General features: G+C 68.0%; 21 protein-coding genes. 7 read left to right on the top strand and 14 right to left on the bottom strand.

Annotated elements, in window-relative coordinates; genetic code table 11:
- Window positions 1-68 precede the first annotated feature (68 nt).
- Window positions 69-566, top strand: a complete 498-nt coding sequence (locus OXG83_04280; protein ID MCY3964237.1) for a peroxiredoxin — start codon at window positions 69-71, stop codon at window positions 564-566.
- Window positions 567-605: 39 nt separating this feature from the next.
- On the opposite strand, the gene OXG83_04275 is transcribed toward OXG83_04280, so the two are convergent.
- From OXG83_04275 to OXG83_04265, 3 genes are read right to left on the bottom strand one after another with little or no spacing between them, the layout of a single operon-like run.
- Window positions 606-1,043 (bottom strand): VOC family protein, encoded by a 438-nt coding sequence (locus OXG83_04275; protein MCY3964236.1) that lies wholly within the window; start codon window positions 1,041-1,043, stop codon window positions 606-608.
- Window positions 1,040-2,698: a VWA domain-containing protein gene (locus OXG83_04270; protein MCY3964235.1), complete on the bottom strand. Its 1,659-nt coding sequence runs from the start codon at window positions 2,696-2,698 to the stop codon at window positions 1,040-1,042. Before OXG83_04270 ends, OXG83_04275 begins: the two co-directional genes overlap by 4 nt.
- 38 nt (window positions 2,699-2,736) lie before the next feature.
- Complete coding sequence (locus OXG83_04265) at window positions 2,737-4,437, bottom strand: VWA domain-containing protein (GenBank protein MCY3964234.1); 1,701 nt, start codon at window positions 4,435-4,437, stop codon at window positions 2,737-2,739.
- A 176-nt stretch (window positions 4,438-4,613) separates the two neighbouring features.
- Here OXG83_04265 and OXG83_04260 point away from each other — a divergent pair, with 176 nt between their 5' ends.
- Entirely contained in the window at window positions 4,614-6,101 is a 1,488-nt protein-coding gene (locus OXG83_04260) for an amidase (protein MCY3964233.1), read from the top strand.
- On the opposite strand, the gene OXG83_04255 is transcribed toward OXG83_04260, so the two are convergent.
- From OXG83_04255 to OXG83_04240, 4 genes are read right to left on the bottom strand one after another with little or no spacing between them, the layout of a single operon-like run.
- The gene (locus tag OXG83_04255; GenBank protein ID MCY3964232.1) at window positions 6,098-7,042 is read right to left on the bottom strand and encodes a phenylalanine 4-monooxygenase; all 945 of its coding nucleotides are present in this window, start codon (window positions 7,040-7,042) and stop codon (window positions 6,098-6,100) included. The two genes, OXG83_04260 and OXG83_04255, sit on opposite strands and share 4 nt — an antisense overlap.
- A complete protein-coding gene (locus OXG83_04250) occupies window positions 7,020-8,177 on the bottom strand; it encodes a homogentisate 1,2-dioxygenase (protein MCY3964231.1) in 1,158 nt (385 codons plus the stop codon). Before OXG83_04250 ends, OXG83_04255 begins: the two co-directional genes overlap by 23 nt.
- The gene (gene hppD / locus OXG83_04245) at window positions 8,174-9,328 is read right to left on the bottom strand and encodes a 4-hydroxyphenylpyruvate dioxygenase (GenBank protein MCY3964230.1); all 1,155 of its coding nucleotides are present in this window, start codon (window positions 9,326-9,328) and stop codon (window positions 8,174-8,176) included. The genes OXG83_04250 and hppD overlap by 4 nt, the downstream gene beginning before the upstream one ends.
- 50 nt (window positions 9,329-9,378) lie before the next feature.
- Window positions 9,379-10,398 carry a PLP-dependent aminotransferase family protein gene (locus tag OXG83_04240; protein ID MCY3964229.1) on the bottom strand — a complete coding sequence of 340 codons (1,020 nt, stop codon included), beginning with the start codon at window positions 10,396-10,398 and terminating at the stop codon, window positions 9,379-9,381.
- Window positions 10,399-10,716: 318 nt separating this feature from the next.
- Between OXG83_04240 and OXG83_04235 the strand changes: the two genes are divergently transcribed.
- From OXG83_04235 to OXG83_04220, 4 genes are all read left to right on the top strand, one after another.
- Complete coding sequence (locus tag OXG83_04235) at window positions 10,717-11,250, top strand: Lrp/AsnC family transcriptional regulator (GenBank protein MCY3964228.1); 534 nt, start codon at window positions 10,717-10,719, stop codon at window positions 11,248-11,250.
- Between the two features lie 93 nt (window positions 11,251-11,343).
- Window positions 11,344-12,900 carry an acetolactate synthase large subunit gene (locus tag OXG83_04230; protein MCY3964227.1) on the top strand — a complete coding sequence of 519 codons (1,557 nt, stop codon included), beginning with the start codon at window positions 11,344-11,346 and terminating at the stop codon, window positions 12,898-12,900.
- A gap of 4 nt (window positions 12,901-12,904) precedes the next feature.
- Complete coding sequence (locus OXG83_04225) at window positions 12,905-13,990, top strand: isocitrate/isopropylmalate family dehydrogenase (GenBank protein MCY3964226.1); 1,086 nt, start codon at window positions 12,905-12,907, stop codon at window positions 13,988-13,990.
- Window positions 13,987-15,030 carry an isocitrate/isopropylmalate family dehydrogenase gene (locus OXG83_04220; protein MCY3964225.1) on the top strand — a complete coding sequence of 348 codons (1,044 nt, stop codon included), beginning with the start codon at window positions 13,987-13,989 and terminating at the stop codon, window positions 15,028-15,030. The genes OXG83_04225 and OXG83_04220 overlap by 4 nt, the downstream gene beginning before the upstream one ends.
- Here the strand turns inward: OXG83_04220 and OXG83_04215 are convergent.
- Genes OXG83_04215 through OXG83_04185 form a run of 7 tightly spaced genes read right to left on the bottom strand, consistent with a single transcriptional unit; the run spans window position 15,011 to window position 20,521 of the window.
- Window positions 15,011-17,119 carry a transporter substrate-binding domain-containing protein gene (locus OXG83_04215; GenBank protein ID MCY3964224.1) on the bottom strand — a complete coding sequence of 703 codons (2,109 nt, stop codon included), beginning with the start codon at window positions 17,117-17,119 and terminating at the stop codon, window positions 15,011-15,013. The genes OXG83_04220 and OXG83_04215 overlap by 20 nt on opposite strands.
- A gap of 47 nt (window positions 17,120-17,166) precedes the next feature.
- Window positions 17,167-17,316 (bottom strand): hypothetical protein, encoded by a 150-nt coding sequence (locus tag OXG83_04210; protein ID MCY3964223.1) that lies wholly within the window; start codon window positions 17,314-17,316, stop codon window positions 17,167-17,169.
- Window positions 17,313-17,861: an HNH endonuclease gene (locus OXG83_04205; protein ID MCY3964222.1), complete on the bottom strand. Its 549-nt coding sequence runs from the start codon at window positions 17,859-17,861 to the stop codon at window positions 17,313-17,315. The genes OXG83_04210 and OXG83_04205 overlap by 4 nt, the downstream gene beginning before the upstream one ends.
- The gene (locus OXG83_04200) at window positions 17,840-18,517 is read right to left on the bottom strand and encodes a DNA cytosine methyltransferase (GenBank protein MCY3964221.1); all 678 of its coding nucleotides are present in this window, start codon (window positions 18,515-18,517) and stop codon (window positions 17,840-17,842) included. Before OXG83_04200 ends, OXG83_04205 begins: the two co-directional genes overlap by 22 nt.
- Window positions 18,518-18,520: 3 nt before the next feature.
- Window positions 18,521-19,492 (bottom strand): IS1595 family transposase, encoded by a 972-nt coding sequence (locus OXG83_04195; protein MCY3964220.1) that lies wholly within the window; start codon window positions 19,490-19,492, stop codon window positions 18,521-18,523.
- A 58-nt stretch (window positions 19,493-19,550) separates the two neighbouring features.
- A complete protein-coding gene (locus OXG83_04190; GenBank protein ID MCY3964219.1) occupies window positions 19,551-19,793 on the bottom strand; it encodes a hypothetical protein in 243 nt (80 codons plus the stop codon).
- Entirely contained in the window at window positions 19,790-20,521 is a 732-nt protein-coding gene (locus OXG83_04185; GenBank protein ID MCY3964218.1) for a DNA alkylation repair protein, read from the bottom strand. The genes OXG83_04190 and OXG83_04185 overlap by 4 nt, the downstream gene beginning before the upstream one ends.
- 40 nt (window positions 20,522-20,561) lie before the next feature.
- Here OXG83_04185 and OXG83_04180 point away from each other — a divergent pair, with 40 nt between their 5' ends.
- Window positions 20,562-23,051 carry a DUF255 domain-containing protein gene (locus tag OXG83_04180; protein ID MCY3964217.1) on the top strand — a complete coding sequence of 830 codons (2,490 nt, stop codon included), beginning with the start codon at window positions 20,562-20,564 and terminating at the stop codon, window positions 23,049-23,051.
- Window positions 23,052-23,449: the final 398 nt, after the last annotated feature.

The raw sequence follows: 23,449 nt of genomic DNA, 5'->3' as shown, positions 1-23,449 counted from the left end.
CCGAAACGAGCGAGCCGGCACGAACCCGAGTACCAGGAGAGTCCATGATTCGTTGCGCAACCTCGGCGATGCTTCTGGCCGCCGCCTCCTTCGCTTCCGCACCCGCAAGCGGCGCCTCACCGGCGGTCGGCGACGCGGCCCCCGACTTCACGCTGCCCAGTACCGACGGCACCGAGGTGACGTTGTCGTCGTTCGCTGGCCAGAAGAACGTTGTGCTCGCCTTCTTCCCCAAAGCTTTCACCGGCGGATGAACGATGGAGATGAACAGATACCAGGCTGGTATCTCCGACTTCACCGACAGTGACTCCATCGTCTTCGGCATCAGCGCCGACAAGCTGGAGGACAACAAGAAGTTCGCCGCCGACCTGGGACTCGACTTCGCGCTTCTCAGCGATGTCGACGCCAAGGTGATCAATCAGTATGGCGGGACGATGGAGCAATACGCCGGTCTCGCCAAGCGTGTGACCTACGTGGTCGGCAAGGACGGCAGGATCGCCTACATCGGCGAAGGCGGCGACGCGATGGACCCGGCCGGTGCGAAGGCCGCCTGCCAGGGACTCGAATAGAGCGGCGCATCGTCCCCACCCGCACGCCACCCGGGTGTCCTACGCCGCGTCGGGACGCGGCTGGTACAACTCGACGCGGTTCCCCTCCGCGTCCCGGATCCACGCGAACAGCGCGTAGCCCTCGTCGTCACGGCGCAGCGGCTCGACTCCCCGTTCCGCGAGATGCTGCAGCACCGCGTCGAGATCGCGCACCCGCAGATTGATCATGAAGGGCTGGTCGCCGTACATGTCCCCCTGCTCCGTCCCCTCGTTGGGAGACATCCGCGGTACCGGCCGCTTCGCCTTCATGATCGCGAAGGTCGTGTCCATGACCCAGGCAGCGTCGTCCGGGTCGGCCGCTACGTAGCGGACGTAGAAGGCGCCGAACTCCTCGCTCCCCTCGAACTCGATGCCGAGGTGGTCCGCGTACCAGTCGGCGAGCCGCTTCGGATCCTCGCTGAAGATGAAGGCGCCGCCGACGCCGTCGATCAGGCTCAAGGAGACCCTCCGGTGGTCATCGGGTCCATCCGCGACCTGACCTGCGTCCGCACACTGACGGTCTGGCGGCTCACCGGGTCGTGGACGGAGACGAGGAGGTCGTGCGGCCTCCGGCGCAGGGTCAGGACGGCCTCGTAGGGCACGACGGCATCCGGCGCCGGCTGTGTCCCGCCGGCCAGGTTGAGCGGAATGACCGGCATCCGCGCCTGCTGTCCGTTCCGGTCGACGACGGCGAAGCGGAGTTCCAGCCGGGTCAGGAACCGACCCTCGAAGGGAAACACGGGGAAATAGCCCACCGGGATATAGACGGTCACCGGCACGAGCATCTTGCGGCGAAACGGTCCGGTCGGTTCCGGCTCGCCGATCTCCACCCTTAACACCGGCTCGCCGTGGGTGCGGGTTTCGTCGGGGAACAGCAGCCGACCCTGCGTTTCCATGTCAGCCTCGGCCCGGCGCGAGAGATCGACGTAGCCACTGCGCGAACGCACCCGCAGGCCAGGCCGCCTGAGTTCGACCCGCACCTCGTGCGCCCGATCGTCGCGGCGGTACTCCGGCACGAAGCCGAGCCAGTAGTAGTCCGAGGTGTCTTCGCTGACTCTCCGGAGCGCTCCAAGGTTCGCCCCGGCCACGTAGGCCCTGCCGCCCGTCTGCTCCGCGATCTGCCGCAGGTTCTGCCAGCGCATCAGACTCGGCCGCTTCTGCTGATCCACCGGATAGATGGTGTAACCGAGGACGTTGGCGGTGTCGATCAGCGCGTCGAGGATGCTCCAGTCCGAGCGGAGGCCGATCCCCTGGCCCGCCAGCCGAAACGTGCCGACCGGCCAGTCGCCCGCCAGCAGCAGAAGCACCTTGCGGCCGTCCGGCACGTCGAGCGACCGCATCGTTGAACTGACCGCGGTGACCGAAAACTCGAGATCCCGCGCCAGGCTCTCCGCCCGCGCCTCGCTCGCCGCGCTCGGCAGGTCCATCGACGCGAACGGGAGGTCCGCGGCGACGGACGTCAGGTCTTCGTCAACCCGGGCGCCCGCCACCACACCGCTCTCCCGATTCTCGGCGAAGCGCGACTGGTCGATCAGGCGCGGCGACCTGAGCGCACCGCCGAAGGAGCGCCCGCGCTCGAGTTCCGCCAGCGCAGCGCGGGTCCGCCGACGATCCGTCGTGAACGGACTGAGGACCTGCAACCGGCGGCGGCTCTGCACGACGACCGCGACCTGGTCCCGCAGGCCGAGGTTCGCCAACTGGTTCGCGAACCCGCGGACAACCGGCCGCCTGAACGCGACGTGGGTGTGATCGTCGTCCACGAACAGGAGGTAGTTCGTCGGCACGGAATCGCCGTCGCCGATCGCCGGCGGCGCCTCGCCGCCACGCGACTCCACGGCGCGGCTCTCCAGGATCTCCGTGAAGTAGTCGACATCGACCTCGACGCCGTCCACGAAGATCCGGAAGTCGTCCGCCTCGAGCCCATGCACCCGGTTGCCCGACCGGTCCTCAACGACGACCTCCAGATTGACCACCCGGACGTCGATCTCCTCGCCGAAGAAGAGTTCGGGGGGCGGAGTGTCCGTCTCCCGGGAAGGAGGCTGCGCTCCTGCCGGCTGCGTCCAGACGAGAATCAGAGCAGCCGCAAGTACGAGTGAAGACCTACTGAAGCTCAAGTGCCCCACGTAAAGCCGATTCTGTCAGGGATCGACCTTCATGGCTTCACCTCGATGCGGGCGCTCGCCGTCTGGCGCGACACGGGATCATGAACCGTGACCACCAGGGTATGCGGAAGGTGTCGCATCTCCACGTCGGCGCGGAACCACTGCACGCTGTCCGGGGAAGGCGCGGTGTCGTGACGCAGGTGGAGGGGAATCGCCGGCTGTTCCGCCCGCCAGCCGTCGTGATCGATCGTGGCGAAGCGAACTTCCAATCGCTGCACGTACCGGCCGTTCCACGGCACCGCCGTGAAGGTCCCGATGGGGATCGCGACATCCACCGGCACGTTCATTCTCTTCCCGCGCAGGGACCTGGTCGCGCCGGTTCTCACCCTCAGCGGGGCCACGTCTTCTTCCGTCTGCTGCCGAAAGAGGAGATGTCGCTGAGCCTCCATGTCGGCCTCGGTAGCCCGCGACAGATCCAGATAGCCGCGGCGGGCCCGCACCAGGACACCCGGGTGTTGGACCTGGACCTCGATGTCGTACACGCGATCGTCGCGCCGATACTCCGGCGCGAAACCCAGCCAGTAGTAGTTCGACGTGTCGCTTGCGACCAGCTCGAGAGCCGAGATGTTGCTCCCCGCCATGAACGCGATGCCACCTGTGTCGCGCGCGACGTAGCGCAGGTTCTGCCACAACCTCATGTTCGGCGAACCGGTCTGCTGGTCCATCGGGTAGATCGTGTAACCGAGCAGGTTGGCGGTGTCGATCAGTCCGTCCAGTAACTCGAGGTCGGTCCGCAGCCCGGCACTCCGGCCGGACGGCCGGAACTCCCCGGTCGGCCAGTAGCCGGGCAGGAGTAGAAGCACCTTACGTCCTTCGGGTGGATCGAGCGCCCGCATCGCCGAGACCACGGCATCGACCGAAAGGCTCAGATCCTGTTCAAGGATCGAAGCCCTCGCTTCCTGCTCGAAACTGTCGGGCTTCATGTTGGCGAACACCAGGTCGGACGCCACGATCGCTCCCGCGGCCCCCAGGCCCTCGGAAACGACCGCACGGCTGTCGAGCAGCGCCTCCCCTCCCGCGTTGCGGTCCACGTGTGCTGAGACGCCACCACCTCGAGCCACCAGGTCGGCCGCGGCTTCGGACGCATGGCTCTGCGGCCCGGCATCGCGAAAGTACGCGGCCGTTCCACCACCTCCTCCGGTGAATGTCCTGAGGATTCGCCGGGAATCCAGGAGGCCTCGAAAGCGTCGCCCCCGATCGAGCTCCTCGAGCGCAGCGGACGTGGCCCCGCGATCCGTCGTGAACGGACTCAGGAGCTCGAGGCGTCCGTCGGTTTGGACGACCACAGCCACCCGGTCGGCCGGATCCAACAGGCCGAGCCTGTCCGCAAAGCCTCGCAACACCGGCCGTCTCAGGGCCCGCAGCGAACGCTCATCGTCCACAAAGAGCACGTAGTGCGTGGCCACGACGTCGCCACCACCCACGGCCGGCGGCGCGTCGGCGCCAGACATCGGTCGCGCACGTCCCCGGGAGATCTCGGTGAAGTACTCGACCTCGACCTCCTCACCGTCGACCAGTACCAGGAAATCGTCTGCCGTGAGCCCTGACACGCGGTGTCCCTCGCCGTCTTCGACGACGACCTGGAGGTTGACAACGCGGACATCGATCTCCTCGCCGAAAGCGACCTCAGATGAGGACAATGCGTCCGGCTCCTGGGCCGCCGCCGGATGCCCGAAAGCCAAGGCGGCCACCAGGAGGATCAGTGGACCCCGACAGAAGTCTCGCCTTCCGCAAGGCCTTGAACAGAGGTTCCGGATAGTCATGCCTGTCTCCTCCGAGGCGACACCATAGTCCACGTCCTGATTCGATCACGCCAATGCGCTGCAAGCGGAGTGCCACCGGGTCTGGCGCTGCTAGCCTCCGCGCCATGAGCGAACCCTCTCCCGTCATCTCCACCGAACCGGCGCCAGCCCTGGACGCGGCGTACTGGTCCGCCAACGCGGCGGCCACCGCCATCCGGACCCGCCGCATCTCTTCTCGCGAGTATCTCGAGCACCTGCTTGACCGCGTTGACCGCCTGAACCCGCCGCTCAACACCGTCGTCACGCTCGACGCCGAGCGTGCCCGGCGCGAGGCGGACGCCGCCGACCGGGCCATCGCGGACGGCAGCGAAGTCGGACCGCTCCACGGCGTCGCGATGACGATCAAGGACTCCTTCCAGACGATCGGCATGCGCACGACCTCGGGTGCGCCCGAACTCAGCGGCCACATCCCGCAGGTAGACGCGGTACCGGTCGCCCGCCTCCGGGCCGCCGGCGCGGTCGTCTTCGGCAAGACGAACCTGCCGATCTACGCGGGCGACACGCAGAGCTACAACGAGGTCTTCGGGCAAACGAACAACCCCTGGAACCTCGAGCGGACACCCGGCGGTTCCTCGGGCGGTTCCGCCGCCGCGCTCGCCGCGGGCCTGACTCCGTTCGAACTCGGCAGCGACATCGGCGGTTCGATCCGCGGCCCCGCCTCGACCTGCGGCGTCTTCGGTCACAAACCGAGCTACGGCATCGTACCGGCGCTTGGCCAGATCCCAGGGCCGCCAGGCACCCTGACCCAGGCCGACATCGCCGTGGCCGGGCCGATGGCGCGCACCGTCGAAGACCTGGAACTCGGCCTCGACCTCCTGGCTGGGCCGGACGAATGGCACGCTCCCGGCTATCGGCTGGAACTGCCGCCGCCTCGCCACGAGAACATCTCGGACTACCGGGTCGCGGTGTGGTTCGAGGAAGCCTCCTGCCCGATCGACGAGCGCGTGCGGGAACGCCTCGAGACCGCCGCGGAAGCCCTGGAGGCGGCCGGCGCCACGGTCGATCGCGAAGCCCGACCCGACTTCACCTTCGACTACGCGACGCGCGTCTTTGGCCAACTCCTCGGAGCCGCCATGTGTGGCGGCTTCAGCCACCAGGAGATCGAGGAACTGGCCGTGCGAGGCCTGCGCGAAGAGGAGGAAGGCGCGCTCGCCGCACGCTGGGCCTCGCAACGCCACCGCGCCTGGTTGTCATCCAACGAGCGCCGACTCCAGATGCGGCGCAAGTGGCACGAGTTCTTCAAGGAATGGGACGCCGTGCTCCTGCCCTGCCTGCCGACGACCGCGATTCCCCACGACCACAGTGAACCGATGGGCGCCCGCCGCATCACCGTCAACGGCGAACAGCGCGCCTACGGCGAACAGACGCTCTGGGTCGGACTCACCGGAGTCGCCTACCTGCCCGCGACGGTGATTCCGGCCGGCACGGCAAGTGACGGCCTGCCGGTCGGCCTTCAGATCGCAGGACCGTTCCTGGAGGATCGCACGACCCTCGATCTCGCCCGCCGCCTTAGCAGGGAGATCGGCGGCTTCGAGCGGCCGCCGGGCTACTAGGTGCCGGCGCTTCCCGGTTGTAGAAAGGACCGCAGATCCTCCCGGCTGACAGCCGGTTCGCCCGGGGCGACGTTGTCGAGCCGTCCGGCGCGCAGCCAGCGCTCGAGACGGCGTACCTCTTGCTCCAGATGGTCGAAGCCGTCGACGACGAAGAGCAGAGGCTGAAGGGAGTCGATCTCGAAGCTCTGGTTCACGACCCATTCGAGCTGGAACGGCGCCCGCTGCACACGGGGAGAGTCCAATGCGTGGACGATCTCACCCGCCGAACTCAGGAGGCCGCTGCCGTAGGCGCAGAGGCCGCTGCCGTCGGGACGCCGCATGAGGCCGAACTCGATCGTGAACCAGAAGAACCGCGCCAGGGCCTTGAGAGCGCTCTCGACCCGGCCGCAGTCGCCGTCCCGGGCGACCAGCGCCGCCGTCCGCGCCGCCTCGCCGAAACGGACGAGGACATCGGCGAACGCCGGGTCCGTGTGCATCGGAACGTGTCCCGCCAGATCGTGGAAGATGTCGGGCTCGGGGAGGTAGTCGAGCCTCTCGCCGTCCCGGATCGTGATCGTGGTCGGGAACTCGCGCCGGCGAAGACAGTCGAAGAACAGATAGGCCGGAACGTAGCCGCTGACCGCCCGGGCCACGAAGCCGCTCAGCGGCTCGAGAAACCGGTTGATGTCGGCAAGGCGCGGAATCCGGTCCGGGTCGAGCGCCAGACGGCTCACGCCGTCGAGGAAACGCGGATGAGCGTGCTGCTCCCAGCGCCCTGCGAGCGCCCGGTACAGACGCCGCCAGGTCCGCTGGTTCGGCTCGCTATACAGCTCGTAGGGCTGCTCGATGAACAGCTCGCCCCTGCTCTGGGCCCCCTCGATGAAACCGGCCCGGCCGGTCGTCAGATCGCGCCCGGCCGCCCGTTCGCGAGGCGCCAGATCAAGTGCGCCAGCTGTAGGCATAGCCCTCGTCCTCCAGGTCGGCAGCGGCGGCGGTGAGTTGCAGCGGCCGGAATGTGTCGACCATGACCGCCAGCTCCTCGGTCCTCTCCTTGCCGATCGACCCTTCGTAGGCGCCGGGATGGGGACCGTGCGGAATGCCGTTCGGATGCACGGTCAGGGCTCCGCGCTCCACGCCACGACGCGACATGAAGTCGCCCTCGACGTAGTAGATGACCTCGTCCGAATCGACGTTCGAGTGGTTGTAGGGAGCGGGAATCGCCTGTGGGTGGTAGTCGAACAGCCGCGGCACGAAGGAACAGACGACGAACCCGGGCCCGTCGAAGGTCTGGTGCACTGGCGGCGGCTGATGGACGCGGCCGGTGATCGGCTCGAAGTCCTCGATGTTGAAGGCGTACGGCCAAAGGTGGCCGTCCCACCCGACCACGTCCATCGGATGGCGCCTGTAGAGATAGCGTGTCGTCCCACCGCGGGCCTTCAGCCGGACCTCGAACTCGCCTTCCTCGTCCCGCGGCTCGGCCCACTCCGGCGGACGGATGTCCCGCTCGCAGTACGGCGAGTTCTCGAGGAACTGCCCGTACCGGTTCACGTAGCGCCGCGGCGGTTCGATGTGACCCGCGGCTTCCACGGAGAGCATCCGCTGAGCCTCGTCCGCTCGCGGGAGGAGGCGCCAGATCACGCCGGTCGGCAACACCAGGTAGTCCCCCGGCCGGTAGTCGAGTCGCCCGAACTGAGTCTCCAGCACGCCGTGGCCTTCGTGAACGAACAGCAGCTCGTCGCCATGGGCGTACCGGTACCAGTAGTCCATCGGTTCCCGGAAACGGGCCACGGAGAGCACGAGGTCACGATTGGCGAGCAGGGGCAGGCGGCCACTCACCGCGTCTCCCCGTTCGGGCGCCTTGGCGGCGCGGATCAACCGGTGCCGCAAAGGACCCGCGTACTCGAGCTTCAGACCGTTGCCCGCGCGTTCCCCGATCCGCTCGACCGCGGTCGGAGGATGCAGGTGGTAGAGGATCGACTGAACTCCCGAGAAGCCATGAATTCCCATGACCTCTTCATGGTGAAGCGAGCCGTCGGGTTTGCGGAACTGGGTGTGGCGTTTGTGCGGGATCTCGCCCGCGCGCAGGTAGTAGCTCACAGGTTGCCCCTTGCCGCCTGCTCCCGTTCGAGCGCCACGAACAGGCTCTTGAAGTTGCCTTCACCGAATCCCCTCGCCCCGTGTCGCTCGATGATCTCGTAGAAGAGCGTCGGCCGGTCCTCGACCGGCTTGGTGAAGATCTGCAGCAGGTAGCCGTCCTCGTCGCGGTCGGCGAGGACACCGAGTTCGGCCAGGCGATCGATCGGCTCGTCGATCTCTCCGACCCGCTGCTCGAGGTCGTCGTAGTAGTTCCGCGGGACGTGAAGGAACTCGACCCCGTTCTCACGCAGCCGGGACACGGTGCCGAGAATGTCGTCGGTTCGACAGGCGATGTGCTGCACGCCGGGCCCTTCGTGAAAGTCGAGGAACTCCTCGATCTGGGACTTCCTGCGGCCCTCGGCGGGCTCGTTGATCGGGAACTTGATGACCCCCGAACCGTCCTGCATCACCTTCGACATCAACGCCGAGTACTCGGTAGAGATCGCCTCGTCATCGAAGTGGATGAGCTGGTTGAAACCCAGGACGCGCGAGAAGAACCGCGCCCACTCGTTCATCCGTCCCAACTCGACGTTGGCCACGACGTGGTCGATCGTGTGCAGCCCGCAGCCCCGGCGCCGGGCGGCGCCCGGCACTTCCGGCGCCGCTTCAAAGCCGGGCCCGAAGACGCCCCCGTACTCCCCACGCTCGATGAACTGCATCACGCAGTCGCCGTAGAGACGGATCGAAGCGTGACGAAGTTCGCCGTGGTCATCGCTGGCGACTGCCGGCCAAGCCGCGGGCCTCGCACCCCGCGAAACCGCGGCGGAGAACGCCTCGTCGACACTTGGCACCGAGAGCGCGATCACCGCGACCGAGTCGCCGTGCCTGCTGACCGACCGGGCGGCGTCGTGGGAGGAGTGAAGCCCACTGGTCAGTACGAGGCGTATGTCGCCCTGCTCGACCAGGTAGGACGCGCGCGTCCGCTCGCCGGTCTCGAGCCCGCGTACCGCGGTGCACTCGAATCCGAACGCGTGGCAGTAGTACGCAGCCGACTGCTTCGCGTTGCCGACGTAGAGCTCCAGGTGGTCGAAGCCGAGAATCGGACAGAAGTCGTCCGCGGCCTCCGCGCTTCGGCCGACGAACGCGGGCTGTGTCTGTTCTGTAGCTCCCAAAGTCACTCCGTCCCTCCTTTCCTGTCGTTTGTCCTGAGTCCGGACGAAAGTCAGATGCAGGCGGCGAAGTCCGCCACCGCCGCCCGCAGTGCCTCCGGTTCCAGGCGTGAGAAGCTCAAGCGGGCGGCGTTTCTGGGCGCAGCGCGATCCGCCGCGTCGGCGAACGCAGTCGCCGGAAGGAAGGCGACCCGTCGTTCGCTCAGGGTCCGCTGGAGCAGGCGCTCGCCGTCCACCCCCTCGGGCAGTCCCACCCACACGAACATGCCGCCCCCGGGCTCCGTGAAGACGCAGCCGGCCGGGAGATGGGCGGCGAGGGCCTCGAGCATCGCGTTGCGACGACGCCGGTAGGTTCCCCGCAGCAATTCCAGGTGGCCTTCCAGGTCAATGTCTCGCAACAGGCGGGCCACGGCCAACACACTCAGCCTGGAGCACTCCAGATCGCCGATCTCCTTGACCGCCGCGAAGGTCCTGACCAGCGACGCCGGCAGGCGTAGCCAGCCGAGGCGCAACGCCGGCGCCAGGATCTTGGAGAACGTGCCCGCGTAGACGACCCGTTCCGAGTCGAGTGCCGCGAGCGGGGCCTCGAACTCGCCGTCGCACCAGAGCAGGCCGTAGGGATCGTCCTCCAGGATCACGAAGTCGTAGTCGTGAGCCAGGACGACCAGCCGCTCCCTGGCCTCTCGCGGCAGGCTGACGCCGAGCGGGTTGTGCGCATCCGGAATCACGTAGACGAGGCTCGGACGGGCACCGGCGAGCAGAAAGCGTTCCAGGGCTTCGACATCGAGCCCGTCGTCGAGGCCGCTCGGCAGGGTCACGAGCCGCGGCGAGTGCGGCGCCAGGACCTCCCGGAAGCCCGCGTACGCGAAGCGCTCGACTGCGACACTCCCACCAGGGTTCAGCAGTCCCTGGACGGCGACATCCAGGGCCTGCTGAGCCCCTGTCGTGACCAGGATCTCGTCCGCCCGGCACTCGACGCCGCGACGCTGCATCACCTCGACGATGCCTTCCTTCAGTTCCCCGCACGACGGGACGTACTGCATCGACTCCGGATCGCCCAGCAGTTCGCTCACGATCTCGCCATAGGCCTGCGAGGGAAAGTGCTCAACCGCCGGCAGCCCACCGGCAAGCGACACGACGCCGGGCTGCGCGACTCGATCGACCAGTCGCCTCAGCAGAGAGCGGTCCCGACCCTGCAGCCACGATGCGACCAGCGGTGCCTTCGACGCCCGACACCGCGTCGGCCGTGATGCCAACAGTGGCACCGGTGCGGACGTCTCGGTATAGGAATGGGCGTGTATGGGCATGACTGGAACGCTATCAGAGCCAACAACACCGAACAAGTGATGATTCCACACTAGACCGATCGCGCCCGTGTACACTCCGGCACCATGGAAAACACCGACGATCAGCGAGCAGCGGAGTCGAAGCGCTCCCTTGCCCGGCCCCTCGACGCCACCGACTACGCCATCCTCGCGCTCCTGCAGGAAGACTCGAATCGAACCGACGTGGATCTCGCCCGCAAGGTGCGCCTTTCCGCCTCCGGCCTGAAGAAGCGCCTGCGCAAGCTGGAGCGGCGGGGCGTGATCCAGCAGCGGGTCACCCTGCTGGACCGGAACGCAGTGGACCTGGGTCTACTCTGCTTCGTGCAGGTCTACCTGACCCACCATCAGGCGGACGCCAGAGAGCACTTCTGCGATGCGGTCCTGAGGCTGCCGGAGGTGCTCGAGTGTCACTTCCTCACCGGCGAACACGACTACCTGCTCAAGATCGTGGCGCGCGACTACCGGCACCTGGAGCACATCCTCGCGGATCACCTCGCGGGCATCCCCGGTGTCGACCGGCTGCTGACGAGCATCGTGCTGAACGAGATCAAGCGCACGACCGCCTTGCCGCTCGATCTTCCCGCCGAGGCTGAAGGCTAGCGAGCTGCATCTCGCGACTGCGGCTCAGCCCCCCGGCGGCCTCCCGTGCAGGCTCATCGCCGTCCCGTCCCGACTTGCTACCCTCCGCGTTCCATGAACGGCGCCCAGGCCATGCTCCGGACCGCCGCCAACGCCGGCGTCGAGGTCTGCTTCGCCAATCCCGGAACCTCGGAGATCCACCTGGTGGCGGCGCTCGACGAGATCCCTGGCGTGCGCGGTGTGCTGGCGCAGTTCGAGGGAGTCGCCACCGGCGCCGCCGACGGCTACGGCCGGATGGCCGGCAAGCCGGCGCTAACCCTGGTCCATCTCGGCCCCGGTTTCGCGAACGGATTCGCCAACCTTCACAACGCCCGCCGCGGCCGCACTCCGCTGGTCAACGTGATCGGTCACCATCCGACGTGGCACCGGAACTACGACCCGCCGCTCAACACCGAGGTTGAGAGTCTGGTCCGGGCCGTGTCCGACTGGCAGCGCACCTCGGCCTCCGCGGAGCACATCTCCCGCGACATGGCGGATGCGATCTCGGCGGCGTGCCGTCATCCCGGGCAGATCGCCACGCTGATCGTGCCCACCGACTGCCAGTGGAACGAGGCGTACGGTCCGATCGTGGAACCGACTCCCCCACCCGCCGCGCTCGTCGGCCCCGAGGCGGTCGAGCGCGCCCGTATTGCGACATCGAAAGGCGAACGGACGATGCTGATGCTCGGCAGCTCCGGCTTTACGGAAGCCGCCCAGCGCGAGGCCGCCAAAGTGCAGGCGAAGACCGGCTGCCGGCTCACCGCCGAGACGTTCTGTGGACGCATGGAACGCGGTCCCCACCTGCCGCTGCTTCCGCGAGTGCCCTACTTTCCCGAACAGGCGGTGGAGTTCTTCCACGGCGTGGACACGGTAGTCCTGGCCGGCGCGCTCGATCCGGTCGCCTTCTTCGGCTACGAGGGTGGAGTCAGCCGGTTGATTCCGGAGTCGACGGAGGTCGTCGTCCTCAGCCACCCGACGGAGGACAGCGGTCACGCCCTCCGTGAGCTGGCCGGCGCGCTCGGCGCCAAGGGGGCACCTCCGGCACGGAGCGTCGAGAGACCGCCGGCGCCCACCGGGCCGATCGGAGTCCGCGTCGCCGCCCAGGCGATCGCCGCCACCCTGCCCGAGCAGGCGATCGTGATGGACGAAGGGATCACCGCCGGCGCCGGCTTCTATCCCGCCACGATGAACGCACCGGCCCACACCTATCTCCAGGAGAACGGCGGGGCGATCGGCATGGGCCTGCCGGCTTCCCTCGGCGCCGCGATCGCCTGTCCGGACCGCAAGGTTCTGAATCTCGAGGGCGACGGCAGCGGCCTCTACACGATCCAGGCGTTGTGGAGCCAGGTCCGCGAGGGCGTCGACGTCGTGAACCTCGTGTTCGCGAACGACGTCTACCGCATCCTCCAGGTGGAGCTCCACCGCGCCGGTGTCGAGGAACTCGGACCGCAGAGTGTCAACCTGACCGACCTCTCCGGCCCCCGCGTCGAGTGGCTCGATCTGGCCCGCGGCTTCGGCATGCCGGCGGTCCAGGTGCGGACGGGCGAGGAGCTCACGGAGGCGCTCGAGCGCGGCTTCGCGGAACCGGGTCCCTGCCTGATCGAGGCGATGGTCGACGACAGAGCCTCCTAGCAGCTTGAAGTACTCGGTCACTCTCCTGCCGGGAGACGGAATCGGCCCCGAGGTCAGCAAGGCGATGGTCCGCGCGGTCGACTTCGTCACCGGCGGCCGCATCGACTGGGAGCCCGTGGTGGCCGGCAGCACGGCGGTCGACCAGGGACTCTCGCCGCTTCCTGACGAAGCGATCGACTCCATCCGACGCAACCGGATCGCGATCAAGGGGCCCCTGCAGACGCCGGTCGCCGGCGGCTGGCGCAGCGTCAACGTCCTCCTTCGCCAGTCGCTGGAACTGTTCGCCTGCGTCAGACCCGTGCGCTCGATGCCGGGGAACACGCTGGCCCGCTACCAGGGCGTCGACCAGATCATCGTGCGCGAGAACACGGAAGGGCTCTACAGCGGCCGCGAGCACGAAGTCGTCGACGGCGTCGTCGAGGCGCTCAAGATCGTCACGAGGGACGCGTCGCGGCGGATCATGCAGTTCGCCTTCGAGTACGCCCGCAGCCACGGCCGCAAGAAGCTCACGATCGTCCACAAGGCCTCGATCACACCCCTCTCGGACAACCTGTTTCTGGATTGCGCACGCGAGTGCGAGCGGAACTACCCCTTCTTTCAGGTCGAGTACCTGCCGCTCGACAATCTTGCGCTCGACCTGGCCACCGACCCGACTCGCTTCGACATGCTCGTGATGGGCAACCTGGACGGCGACCTGATCAGCGACCTCTGCGCCGGACTGGTCGGCGGCCTGGGTGTCGTTCCGGGCGCGAACTACGGTGAGGGCTGCGCCGTCTTCGAGGCGGTCCATGGCACGGCGCCCGACATCGCCGGCCGCGACCTGGCCAACCCGATCGCCCTCATCCTGTCGGCCGAGTTGATGCTCCGCTATGTGGGCGAAGCCGACGCGGCCGACCACCTGCGCGCCGGGGTCGAGCGGCTGCTGGTTGCCGGCAAGTCGCTCACCCGGGACCTGGGCGGATCGGCGAACACGTCCGAACTCACGGACGCGCTCCTCGCCGAACTCGACGCCGTCGCCGGGGATGCGGACCGCGCCGCCCGGAGGCCGGCCAGAGGGCCGGCGCACCGACAACCGGACAGCGCTCGATGACAGCGGACGGCAAGACCGCAACCAGACCCCGGGTCGCCCTGATCGTCGGCAGCATCGGCATCGGCGCCGAGACCGCGCCGCCGGTGCTCGAGATCCTGGAGTCCGTCGGCGCCGACTTCGACTTCGTCCGCGTCGACGTGCCGACCGCGGTGCGCCGCAACACGGAGAGTGTCCTGGGCGAAGCGGCCGACACGATCCGCGACTGCCGGGTGGCGCTGAAGACCCGCCTCATCGGCCCGGGTCGCGACGCCGTGCGGGTGGGGCCGGGACCGCAGAACCCGAACGTCGCCCTGCGGCAGATGCTCGGGCTCTGGGCCAGCGTGCGTCCCGTGCGTTCGATTCCCGGACTGCCGACGCGTTATCCGGACCTCGACGTGCTCCTGATCCGCGAGATCACCGAAAGCGTCTACCGCGGAATCGAGCACGAGATCGTGGACGGCGTGGTCGAGAGCATGAAGGTGGTCAGCCGCGCGGCGTGTGAACGCATTGCCGACTACGCCTTCCGCATCGCCCAGCGCCACGGACGCCGGAAGGTCACCGCCATCCACAAGGCGAACATCATGAAGCAGAGCGACGGCCTGTTCCTGGACACGGTCCGGGACGTCGCCGCCGGCTACCCCGACATCGAGGTGGACGACTGCATCGTCGACGCGGCCTGCATGCGCCTCGTGCTGAATCCGTACGACTTCGACGTCATGCTGATGGAGAACCTCTACGGCGACATCCTGAGCAACTTAGGCGCCGGCCTCGCCGGCGGCATCTCCACCGGACACGCGATCAACGTCGGCGACGACTGCCACGTTTTCGAGGCCGTCCACGGCGACGCTCCGCACCTGATCGGCACCGGCCAGGCGAACCTGCTGCCATTACTCACGCCGGCGATCGCGCTCCTCCGACACTTCGACCTCTACGAGGAGGCGAGCAGGATCGATCAGGCGGTGACCGCCGTCCTCGAGGAAGGCCGGAACCTGACCCCCGACCTCGGCGGCCAGTCGTCCACGTGGCAGATGGCGCGAGCCATCATCGCCGCGATGAAGTAGCCCTCAGCCCGGCCAGGAGCCGCGTCAATCCGGCCCGCACCCGCTCCACCTCCGCACGATTCAGATATGGCGTGAGGCCCTCGAGGTCCGCACCGTCGGGCTCATCGACCGCTCCGGCCGCCAGCGCCCGGAGCGAGCGCACCTGGCGTTCGCCCAGGCGAATCAGAGCCGGGCGAACCTCCTCCAGTTCCAGCGTCGGCGCCGCCGCCGGGGTCCGGCGCTGGACCGCCTTGGCCAGGTCGATCTGAAGCGCGAACCAGTCGCGTACCGGCTGCGGATCGAGCCCGAAGCGGGCAGCGTTCCGTTCCGCTGCCTCCAGCACGACCCGCTCCCGTTCCAGATCCTCGATCGGCACACCGCGCGCCGACTTCCACCAGGCGACCGGTTGCATGAAGGCGAGCCGGCGGGCCGTCAGGTCGAGCAGGTGGTCCAGCTCGTCGCGGTGCTGGCCGCGGCCGAACCACTCCTCGCGGCGGGCCTCGAGCCAGCGCTCGTTGCGCTGAATCCAGCGGTCGACCGAGGGCCCCAGTTCATCCGCCCGTTCGGGGGCGACCCAGAACACCTTGCGGTCGAGCGGCGGTTCGCAGAGACGCCGCCATCCGTCACGGCCGAAATGCTCGACCTCGAACGAATCGGTGACGAAGGCGTCCACTTCGTCCCGTTCCAGGCGGCCGGGCAGAGAGAGGTTGTCGTCGACGGCGGTGATCCCGGTGACGCCGTCTCCAAAGCGCTCCCGCGTCCAGCTCTCCAGGATCCCGCCCCGATTGACGGCCACGCGGCGTGGCGGCTCGGGCGCGGCCGCCGAGCTGACCACGCAGGGGCCGCCCGCCGCGACCGCCCGGCTCATCCACCCGACGGCAGCCCGCCCGGGCCGCCAGGTGACGCCACTCATCGCGAGATCGAAGTCGTCCGCGGCCATCGATGCCGCCAACTCCGGCCAGTCGAAGGGGCGGAAGTCCAGGTCGAAGCCGAGGTCGGAGGCAAGTCGTTCCGCGATCTCGATGTCGAAGCCCAGGCGAACCGCCTCTTCGTTCGAAACTCTCTCGGTGGTCGAGAACGGGGGATAGTCGCCGCTGGTTCCCACCCTGAGCACCAGCTTGGACGGCACGCCGATCGGAGCCGTCGAAGAAGCCTCATCCAGTTCCGCCGCCGTGAGACGCACGGAGGCGATCCACGGCTCCTCGCCCGGAGTGAAGTGGCCGTACGTGGTGGTCACGAAGGTGCCGTCCGGGAGCAGTTCGAGGCCCGGGTACGCCGTGTCCGCGGCGTACCTGTTGTCCATCAGGCGCACCCGCGTCTCGCCCGCCCAGGGCTCACGGCCCCCGCGTCGCAGGTCCTCGTAGCGACCCAGCCAGCCCACCCAGTCGCCCCTCCACGGGCTGGACGGTTCCTGGTCGCGGAAGGTGATGAAGAGGCGGCCGTCCGGCGTGTACCGGCCGACGTGACGGTCGCCGGTCAGCGAGGACGGCAGTTCGACCGGCCGGCTCCAGGTGCGGCCCTCGTCGGGCGAGAAGATGACGAAGGAGTTGAACCGGCGGCTGTTCTCCCGAAGCAGCACGGCGATCTCGCGGCCATCCGGCGAGCGGATCAGACCCGGCTCGCAGAGATGCGCCTCCGTGTGTTCGGCGATGACCTCGGGTTCCGACCACGTGAGACCGTCGTCGAGCGAGATCGTCTTGTAGACCTTGAACTCGGGTTCGAAGCCGGGAATCCGCTCGTAGCGGGATGTCGGCCGGCGGAAGAAGCGTCCGTCGTCGTGGAACAGCGCCATCAGCTCTCCGTCCAGGCTGCGCAGCCGTTCCACCGACGACATCGCGACGACGCCGCCGAAGTGACCGATCGGCTCGAGCTCGGTCCAGGTCCCGCCCTCGTCCTCCGAGCGCGCCATCCGCACAGGGTAGAGCCCGGAGAACATGATGAGGCGCCGCCGGCCGTCCGCGAGATCGACCGGGAAGACGGTCGGCGTCTCCATCGACGTCGCCCAGCTCGCCGGCGTCGGCAGCCGCTCGCTCCACGTGAGCCCGCCGTCGCCGCTCCGCTTCATGACGATCGGGCCGGCGCCGTGGCCCTTCGGGTAGGGGATTATCAAGTAGGGTTGACAGGACAGGCCGGTAGCGGGGCAGCGGGAACGCGCCCCTAGCCTGCCTTCTTCGTCTCAGTTCGGGCGGGTTCGGCGATGGTGCGCCGCAGCTTGAGCGCGACCTGTTCCGCCGTCGCGTTGCCGTAGATCGGATGCTTCTTCGCCTGACCGAACCTCGCCAACAGCTTCTTGACTTGCGCCTTCATGGCTCCCCCTCGAACTTGCGTTGAAGCCACTCCAGCGCCTTCAACTGGTCGTCGACCCGCGCCCGCCGTATCTGGCTCAGCAGCCAGACCCAGCGCGGCGGCTCAGGTACTAGGTTCTTCGCCCCGTGGTTGCACTGGGCGCACAACGCACGGAGGTTCCGAGCTTCCGCCTCGCCTCCGTAGCTCTCGTCCACGATGTGGCCCATCTGGAGACGGACCCGCTTCCCGTCGTCGCCGGTCTCGCCTGCCGCAGCGCCGCACATCTGGCAGGTGTAGCCGTTCCGTTCCAGTACTTCGGCGCGGACACGGGCTGAGATTCCCTTCGCGAAGAGGTAGTCCTCCGGTGGTTCACCGGCCAGCCGGTACTCCCCTGGCTTCAGGTTTGCCGCCGTGGTCGAGGTGTCTATCGGCCAGCCCGCCGCCCTCAGTTCACGGATGCGGCGCTGCCATGCCTGAATCCCCGCTATCGGCGCTAGCTCAGTAGCGTCAAGGACGCGGCCAGGATGCAGCCGGAAGTAGTCGGCTAAGCGATCTCGCGCTGCCATTGGCTGAGGGCCGCGATCATCTGCTCACCGATGAACTCGGTGTAGTCGGGAGGGATCGCCTCGTTCAGTTCGGTCTTGGTCATCCAGTCGATGCCCATTGCGTCTCGAGCCGACGCGACGGAACAGTTGCCGCCGCCCGTGACTTGAACGTAGTCCTTCCACTCGTCCGTGTGCCCGTAGTGCTTCTTCCGCTTGTCCAGCGTGTGGACGAGAGGATGCGCGCCGTGTGGCGGTGTCAGAACGGGGAAGTTCGTCTCGAACAGCCGATGCCGCAGAACCCGAAGCCCAGGGAACATCGTCCCGCACAAGACCGCGGGGTTGTGCAGCGGTGCGCCGCAGACGTTCTCGATCACGTAGGGCAGTCCGGTCGCCTTGAGCGCCTTCCGTACCGGCTCGATCAGCTTCGGGTAGGTGTGATCCGGTGCACGGGCTTTCAGGTCGCTGTACGCCTGACACGGCGGGGAAGCGTGGATCGCGTCGAACTCGCGGCCCGCCGCTATGTACTTGGCTAGACAGGCAAGCGCGTCGCCTTGCTCGAACTCGAAGGGATAGTTGGGCTGAGGGTCGATATCGACGCCGACCACCTCGTCGAACCCTGCCCGCTGATAACCGACTGCGGCGCCTCCCGCGCCGCAGAACAGGTCCAGTAGTCGCATGGCCTACTCCGATCGTGCACCTGATGCCAGCCCGTTTGGAGCGATCAGGTCGCGGTAAGTGAGCCGCTTCGCAGCGAGTCCGGCAGTCAACGCGGCCATCTGGGAGATGGTGTCCATCTCGCGGATGTTCTCGCGTCCGGCGAACTCGTTGACGTAGCGCTGTAGGTGCTTCGGGGACAGCTTGTGGAACGTTCCCTTGTGCGCCCGCTTGAGCATCGACCAGAAGCTCTCGATGCTGTTCGTGTGGACTCGGCCCGCGACGTACTCGCCTACGGAGTGCTTCACCGTCTCGTGGTTCGGCAGTCCCTTGTATGCCGTGGCGTCGTCCGTGTAGATCTCCGCGCCTTCCGCCGCGTGTTCGTGCACAAAGCCTTGCAGCGTCTCGCCGTCCGTTTGCCGGACGACCCGCGCCGCGACCTTGCCCGTCTTCCGATCCTTCGCGCCGACAATCGCGGTCTTGCCGACCGGCCCGCGCCCTTCGAGCGTGGCCCGCTGCGCCTTGCTCATGTTCTTCCGCAGCCCGCCTACGTAGGTCTCGTCTACCTCAACTGGACCCTCGAACCGGACTTCCGGCCCCTGATCCTTGAAGCCCTCGCGGATGCGCTGGAGCATGAACCACGCCGTAGGCTGACTGACGCCCAGGTCGCGGTGCAGCTTCATGGACGAGACGCCCTTGAGGCTCGTCAGGTCGAGGTAGATCGCGTAGAGCCACTTGAGCAGCGGGATCGGCGAGCCTTCCATGGCGGTGCCGGTCTTGACGCTGAAGTAGCTCTTGCAGTCGCGGCAGCGGTAGGGCATCTTCTTGTGCTTGCAGGAGTAGTTGTTGTCCGTGCCGCAGCGCGGGCAGAACCGGCCCTCCGCGTAGAAGATACCCTCGAACCACTTCCGCGCCGCGTCCTCATCGGGGAACAGCGCGGAAAGCTGGAGCAGGGTGATCCCCTCTCGGTGAGCCTTCCCAGGTGCGTTGTAGGTCATCGTCGTCCTCGCCGGTAGTGTCCATAAACACTACCGGAATCCGCTACCGCTGTCAACCCTACCTTATAATCCCCTTCGGGTAGACGGTCAGGATCGAGCGTTCGTCAGACAGCAGGACCGTCGTCGGGTGACCGAGGTACTGTCCCGCTTCCCGATCGACGGCGACCTGGCGATGGGTCTCGCCCGCCCAGTCGACCCAACGGAGCCGCTCGTCGCCGGCGCCCCGGCATGCCAGCGCCGCCGGCAGCAGAAGCGCCGCGAGCAGGAGGGCGATCCGGCGCTGAACTGAAGCCGAGGTCACGCCTCGTTCCTCAAGTTCCTCAGCGCCTCCCGGCGGCTCAGCGGACTCAGCCGCTCCTCATGCTCCCGCACGAACCGCCGCACTTCATCCGGATCGTGCCAGGCCAAATCGCGCAGCGCCCACCCGATCGCCTTGCGAATGAAGAACTCGCCGCCGAAGCGCGACCCCAGCAGGTTCTCGCCGATCGTGTCGTGCAGAAGCTCCAGATCGGTCGCGCCCTTGCGGCCTAGCTGGCAGATGATCGACGCGCGCCGCTTCCACATGTCGGGGCATCGGCTCCACACGTTCATCCGCTTCGCCATCGTCTTCGGATACCGCTCGACGAGTTCCCGCAACCGGTGGCTCGCCACGGCGTCCACGTAGTCCCACCAGGCGCCGGAGACGATCATCTCCTCGAAGACTGGCAATGCCCTCATCGTGCGCAGCGGCTGGTACGCGCGGTAGCCGCTGAGGTCGATCGCGGCGTGCCGTTCCTCGCGGCGGCCGGCGGTCCGCCAGAGCATCAGAACGGTCGAGCGCCACTCCTCGAAGCCGTCCAGCGCATGATTCCGGAAAGCCGCGCGGCCGATCTTCCGCAGTTCCGGCGTCTTCACACCCCAGAACGGCATCTCCGACTTCATGTAGGCCTGCTGCCCCTTCGCCCGCTCGGGGTCTCCGGCGGCCCTCAACTCGCGCCGCAGTTCCAGAATCAGCTTCCGGCCCGCCGGCGGGGGCCGCAGTTCAGGCATCCGTGGGAATGTAGCAGCGGGGCGGGCTATCCTCGACGCCGTGCCCAACGCCGCCTGGATCGCAGGGGGCCTCACCGTCGTCTGGCTGTCCGTGTCGAACGCCCCCGCCCTCGCCGTCCCGCCTCCCGGCGCCGGAGCACGCCCGCCGGAGCTCCAGGCCAGGCTGGAGGCGGCACTGGCAGCGATGCCCGCCGACTACGAACCCCGGACCGAGCACCTGGATCGTCATGGCCGGCCGCTGTTCCTGAACCGCCTCGTCCTCGAAACCTCGCCCTATCTCCGGCAGCACGCGCACAACCCGGTCGACTGGTTCCCCTGGGGCGAGGAGGCCTTCGAGCGGGCGCGGGCGGAGGACAAGCCGGTCTTTCTCTCGATCGGCTACTCCACCTGCCACTGGTGCCACGTAATGGAGCGCGAGAGCTTCGACAACGTCGACGTGGCGACGTTGATGAACGAACTGTTCATCTGCATCAAGGTCGACCGGGAACAGCGGCCCGACATCGACGACATCTACATGACCGCGGTCCAGGTCACCCAGCAGCGGGGCGGCTGGCCGATGTCGAGCTTCCTGCTCCCCGACCGCAGGCCCTTCTTTGGAGCCACGTACTTTCCTCCCCAACAGTTCGTCAACCTGATGCGGCAGGTCGACGCGGCCTGGCGCGAACGGAGGGCCGACCTCGAAACGAGCGCGGCCCAGATCACGGACCTCGTTCGGCAGATCACCGCGGCCCGCGGCGCCGCGAAGAACCTGGGCCGCGCGGTGATCGGCGAGGCGGTGCAGGGTCTCGTCGCCAGCACGGACCGGGTCCACGGCGGCTTCGGCGGCGCCCCCAAGTTCCCGAATGAGACGAACCTTCTGCTGCTGCTCGAGGAGGCGCTTCGCACCGGCGATCGCGAGCCGCTCGACGCCGCCCTGCTCACCCTGCGCGCGATGGCCCGCGGCGGCATTCACGACCAGGTCGGCGGCGGCTTCCACCGCTACTCGGTGGACGGGCACTGGCTCGTGCCGCACTTCGAGAAGATGCTCTACAACCAGGCCCATCTGCTCCGCGCCTACGCGCTGGCCTACCGGCTAACCGGCGATCCGCTGCTGGCGCGAGTGGCCCGCGAGACCGCGGACTACGTGCTGCGCGACATGACTTCCCCGGAGGGCGCTTTCTACTCCGCCACGGACGCGGACAGCGAGGCCGAGGATGGCGAATCGGTCGAGGGCGAGTTCTTCGTCTGGACGAAGGACCAGCTCCGGGAGGCCCTGGAACCCGCCGACGCCGAACTGGCAATCCGGCTCTTCGGCGTCACCGACGCGGGGAACTTCGAGCACCGGAACATCCTCTTCCTCGACCGGCCGCTGGACGAGAGCGCCGCCGACTTCGGGCTGCCGCTGGACGACTTGCTCGACCGGCTCGACGGCATCCGCGAACGCCTCTACCAGGTCCGCGAGCGCCGTCTGCATCCACTGCGTGACGACAAGGTGCTCACCTCCTGGAACGGGATGATGATCCGCGCCCTGGCCGAGGCCGCCGGCGCGCTGGCCGAACCGGCCTACGGCGAGGCCGCCGCGCGGGCGGCCGAGTTCCTGTGGCGCAACAACCGCCGCGACGACGGCGGCCTGTGGCGCGTCTGGCTCGACGGCGAGAGGTCGACTCCCGGCCTGGTCCAGGACTACGCCCACCTGGCTCACGCCTTCGTCGCTCTTCACGACGTGACCTCCAACGGCAAATGGCTCGAGCGGTCCGCGACCGTCGCGGCCGAGATGATCGAGCGCTTCTGGGATCCGAGTCCTGCGCCGACGGAGGAAGGCGCCCCCACCCCACCGAGCCTCGGCAGCGGCTTCTTCATCGCCGAGCGGGAGAAGGCCAACCTGCTGATCGCGCAGCCGAAGAGCCCGACCGACGGCGCCGTACCCTCCGGCAACTCGGTGGCCGTCCGCGCCCTGGCGGAACTCGGCCGCCGCACCGGTGACCGGAACGCCACGGACCGCGCCCTCGCCACTGTCGCCGCGTTCGCCACGAACATCGAACGGATGCCGGCCGCCTACACCTACATGCTGACCGGACTCGCCGTGGCCCTCGAAGGCGACGCCGGTCCGCGAGCCACCGCGGGCAACGGCACCGTGGTCACCGCCGCCGCGCTACGGCCCACAACCGACGCCGGCGAGTACGACGTCGACCTCGATCTGGTCATCGCCGACGGCTGGCACCTGAACGGCCCCGAGCCGCTCCAGGAAGACCTGATCGGCACGACGATCCAGAGCGCCGGCGGCTTCGACGTCATCAGGGTCCGCTACCCGGAACCTCGACGCACCAAGGTCAGCACTCAGTCCGGCGACGTGCTGATCTACGAAGGACGGCAGCGGATCACCTTCCGGCTCAAACCCTCCCCGGCTACCGAACCGCCCCCCGTGTCGATCCCGATCTCGCTCCGCCTCCAGGCCTGCGACGACCAGCTCTGTCTCCTTCCCGAGACGGTCATCCTGGAGGTCCCCTTCGCCGCCCCTGGTGGAACTGGCGGCCAAAAGGAGCCGGCCTGACGGCCGGCGCGCGCTTCCAGCCTCCGGCGGCAGCGGACCAGCACCCTGGCGGCGCGTCTCCGCGCCGGCAGTGTCACAGTCCGAGCGCCCGTCAGCGGGCGGTCGGATGTCAGGTCCGCGCACCCAGAGCACGCCCCTGCCCGGAGGGAGAGTCCCTACTGCGAGCCCATTGATCACAGCGACGCCACGCTGGCTGCAGAACAAGGGCGCTTCCACCGCAATGGTCCTCTGGGTGTGCGGATCTTCCGGCACTCACCCGGCGCCGGGCCGCCCGACGCGGTCCAGCCTGTCCGGGGGTCGGTAGAGAGGGTCCCGGCGGGCTCTGAACGAGCGACGCCCGACGCCCTCCCGGAAACCGACGCCTGACCGAAGCGAGTGAAGCGAAGTGCGCGCAACCT

The organism is Acidobacteriota bacterium, from assembly GCA_026707545.1.
Classification (GTDB): domain Bacteria; phylum Acidobacteriota; class Thermoanaerobaculia; order Multivoradales; family Multivoraceae; genus Multivorans.
The sequence above is the reverse complement of the archived record's forward strand: the minus strand, read 5'-3'. Positions and strand labels throughout refer to the sequence as shown.

Excerpts from the sequence above, each read along its gene's own strand:
- OXG83_04260 (MCY3964233.1), top strand. The coding sequence starts at position 4,614 with ATGAGCGAACCCTCTCCCGTCATCTCCACCGAACCGGCGCCAGCCCTG.
- OXG83_04185 (MCY3964218.1), bottom strand. The coding sequence starts at position 20,521 with ATGCCTGAACTGCGGCCCCCGCCGGCGGGCCGGAAGCTGATTCTGGAA.
- OXG83_04220 (MCY3964225.1), top strand. The coding sequence starts at position 13,987 with ATGACAGCGGACGGCAAGACCGCAACCAGACCCCGGGTCGCCCTGATC.
- OXG83_04205 (MCY3964222.1), bottom strand. The coding sequence starts at position 17,861 with ATGGCAGCGCGAGATCGCTTAGCCGACTACTTCCGGCTGCATCCTGGC.
- OXG83_04235 (MCY3964228.1), top strand. The coding sequence starts at position 10,717 with ATGGAAAACACCGACGATCAGCGAGCAGCGGAGTCGAAGCGCTCCCTT.
- OXG83_04255 (MCY3964232.1), bottom strand. The coding sequence starts at position 7,042 with ATGCCTACAGCTGGCGCACTTGATCTGGCGCCTCGCGAACGGGCGGCC.
- OXG83_04195 (MCY3964220.1), bottom strand. The coding sequence starts at position 19,492 with ATGACCTACAACGCACCTGGGAAGGCTCACCGAGAGGGGATCACCCTG.
- OXG83_04230 (MCY3964227.1), top strand. The coding sequence starts at position 11,344 with ATGAACGGCGCCCAGGCCATGCTCCGGACCGCCGCCAACGCCGGCGTC.
- OXG83_04210 (MCY3964223.1), bottom strand. The coding sequence starts at position 17,316 with ATGAAGGCGCAAGTCAAGAAGCTGTTGGCGAGGTTCGGTCAGGCGAAG.
- OXG83_04200 (MCY3964221.1), bottom strand. The coding sequence starts at position 18,517 with ATGCGACTACTGGACCTGTTCTGCGGCGCGGGAGGCGCCGCAGTCGGT.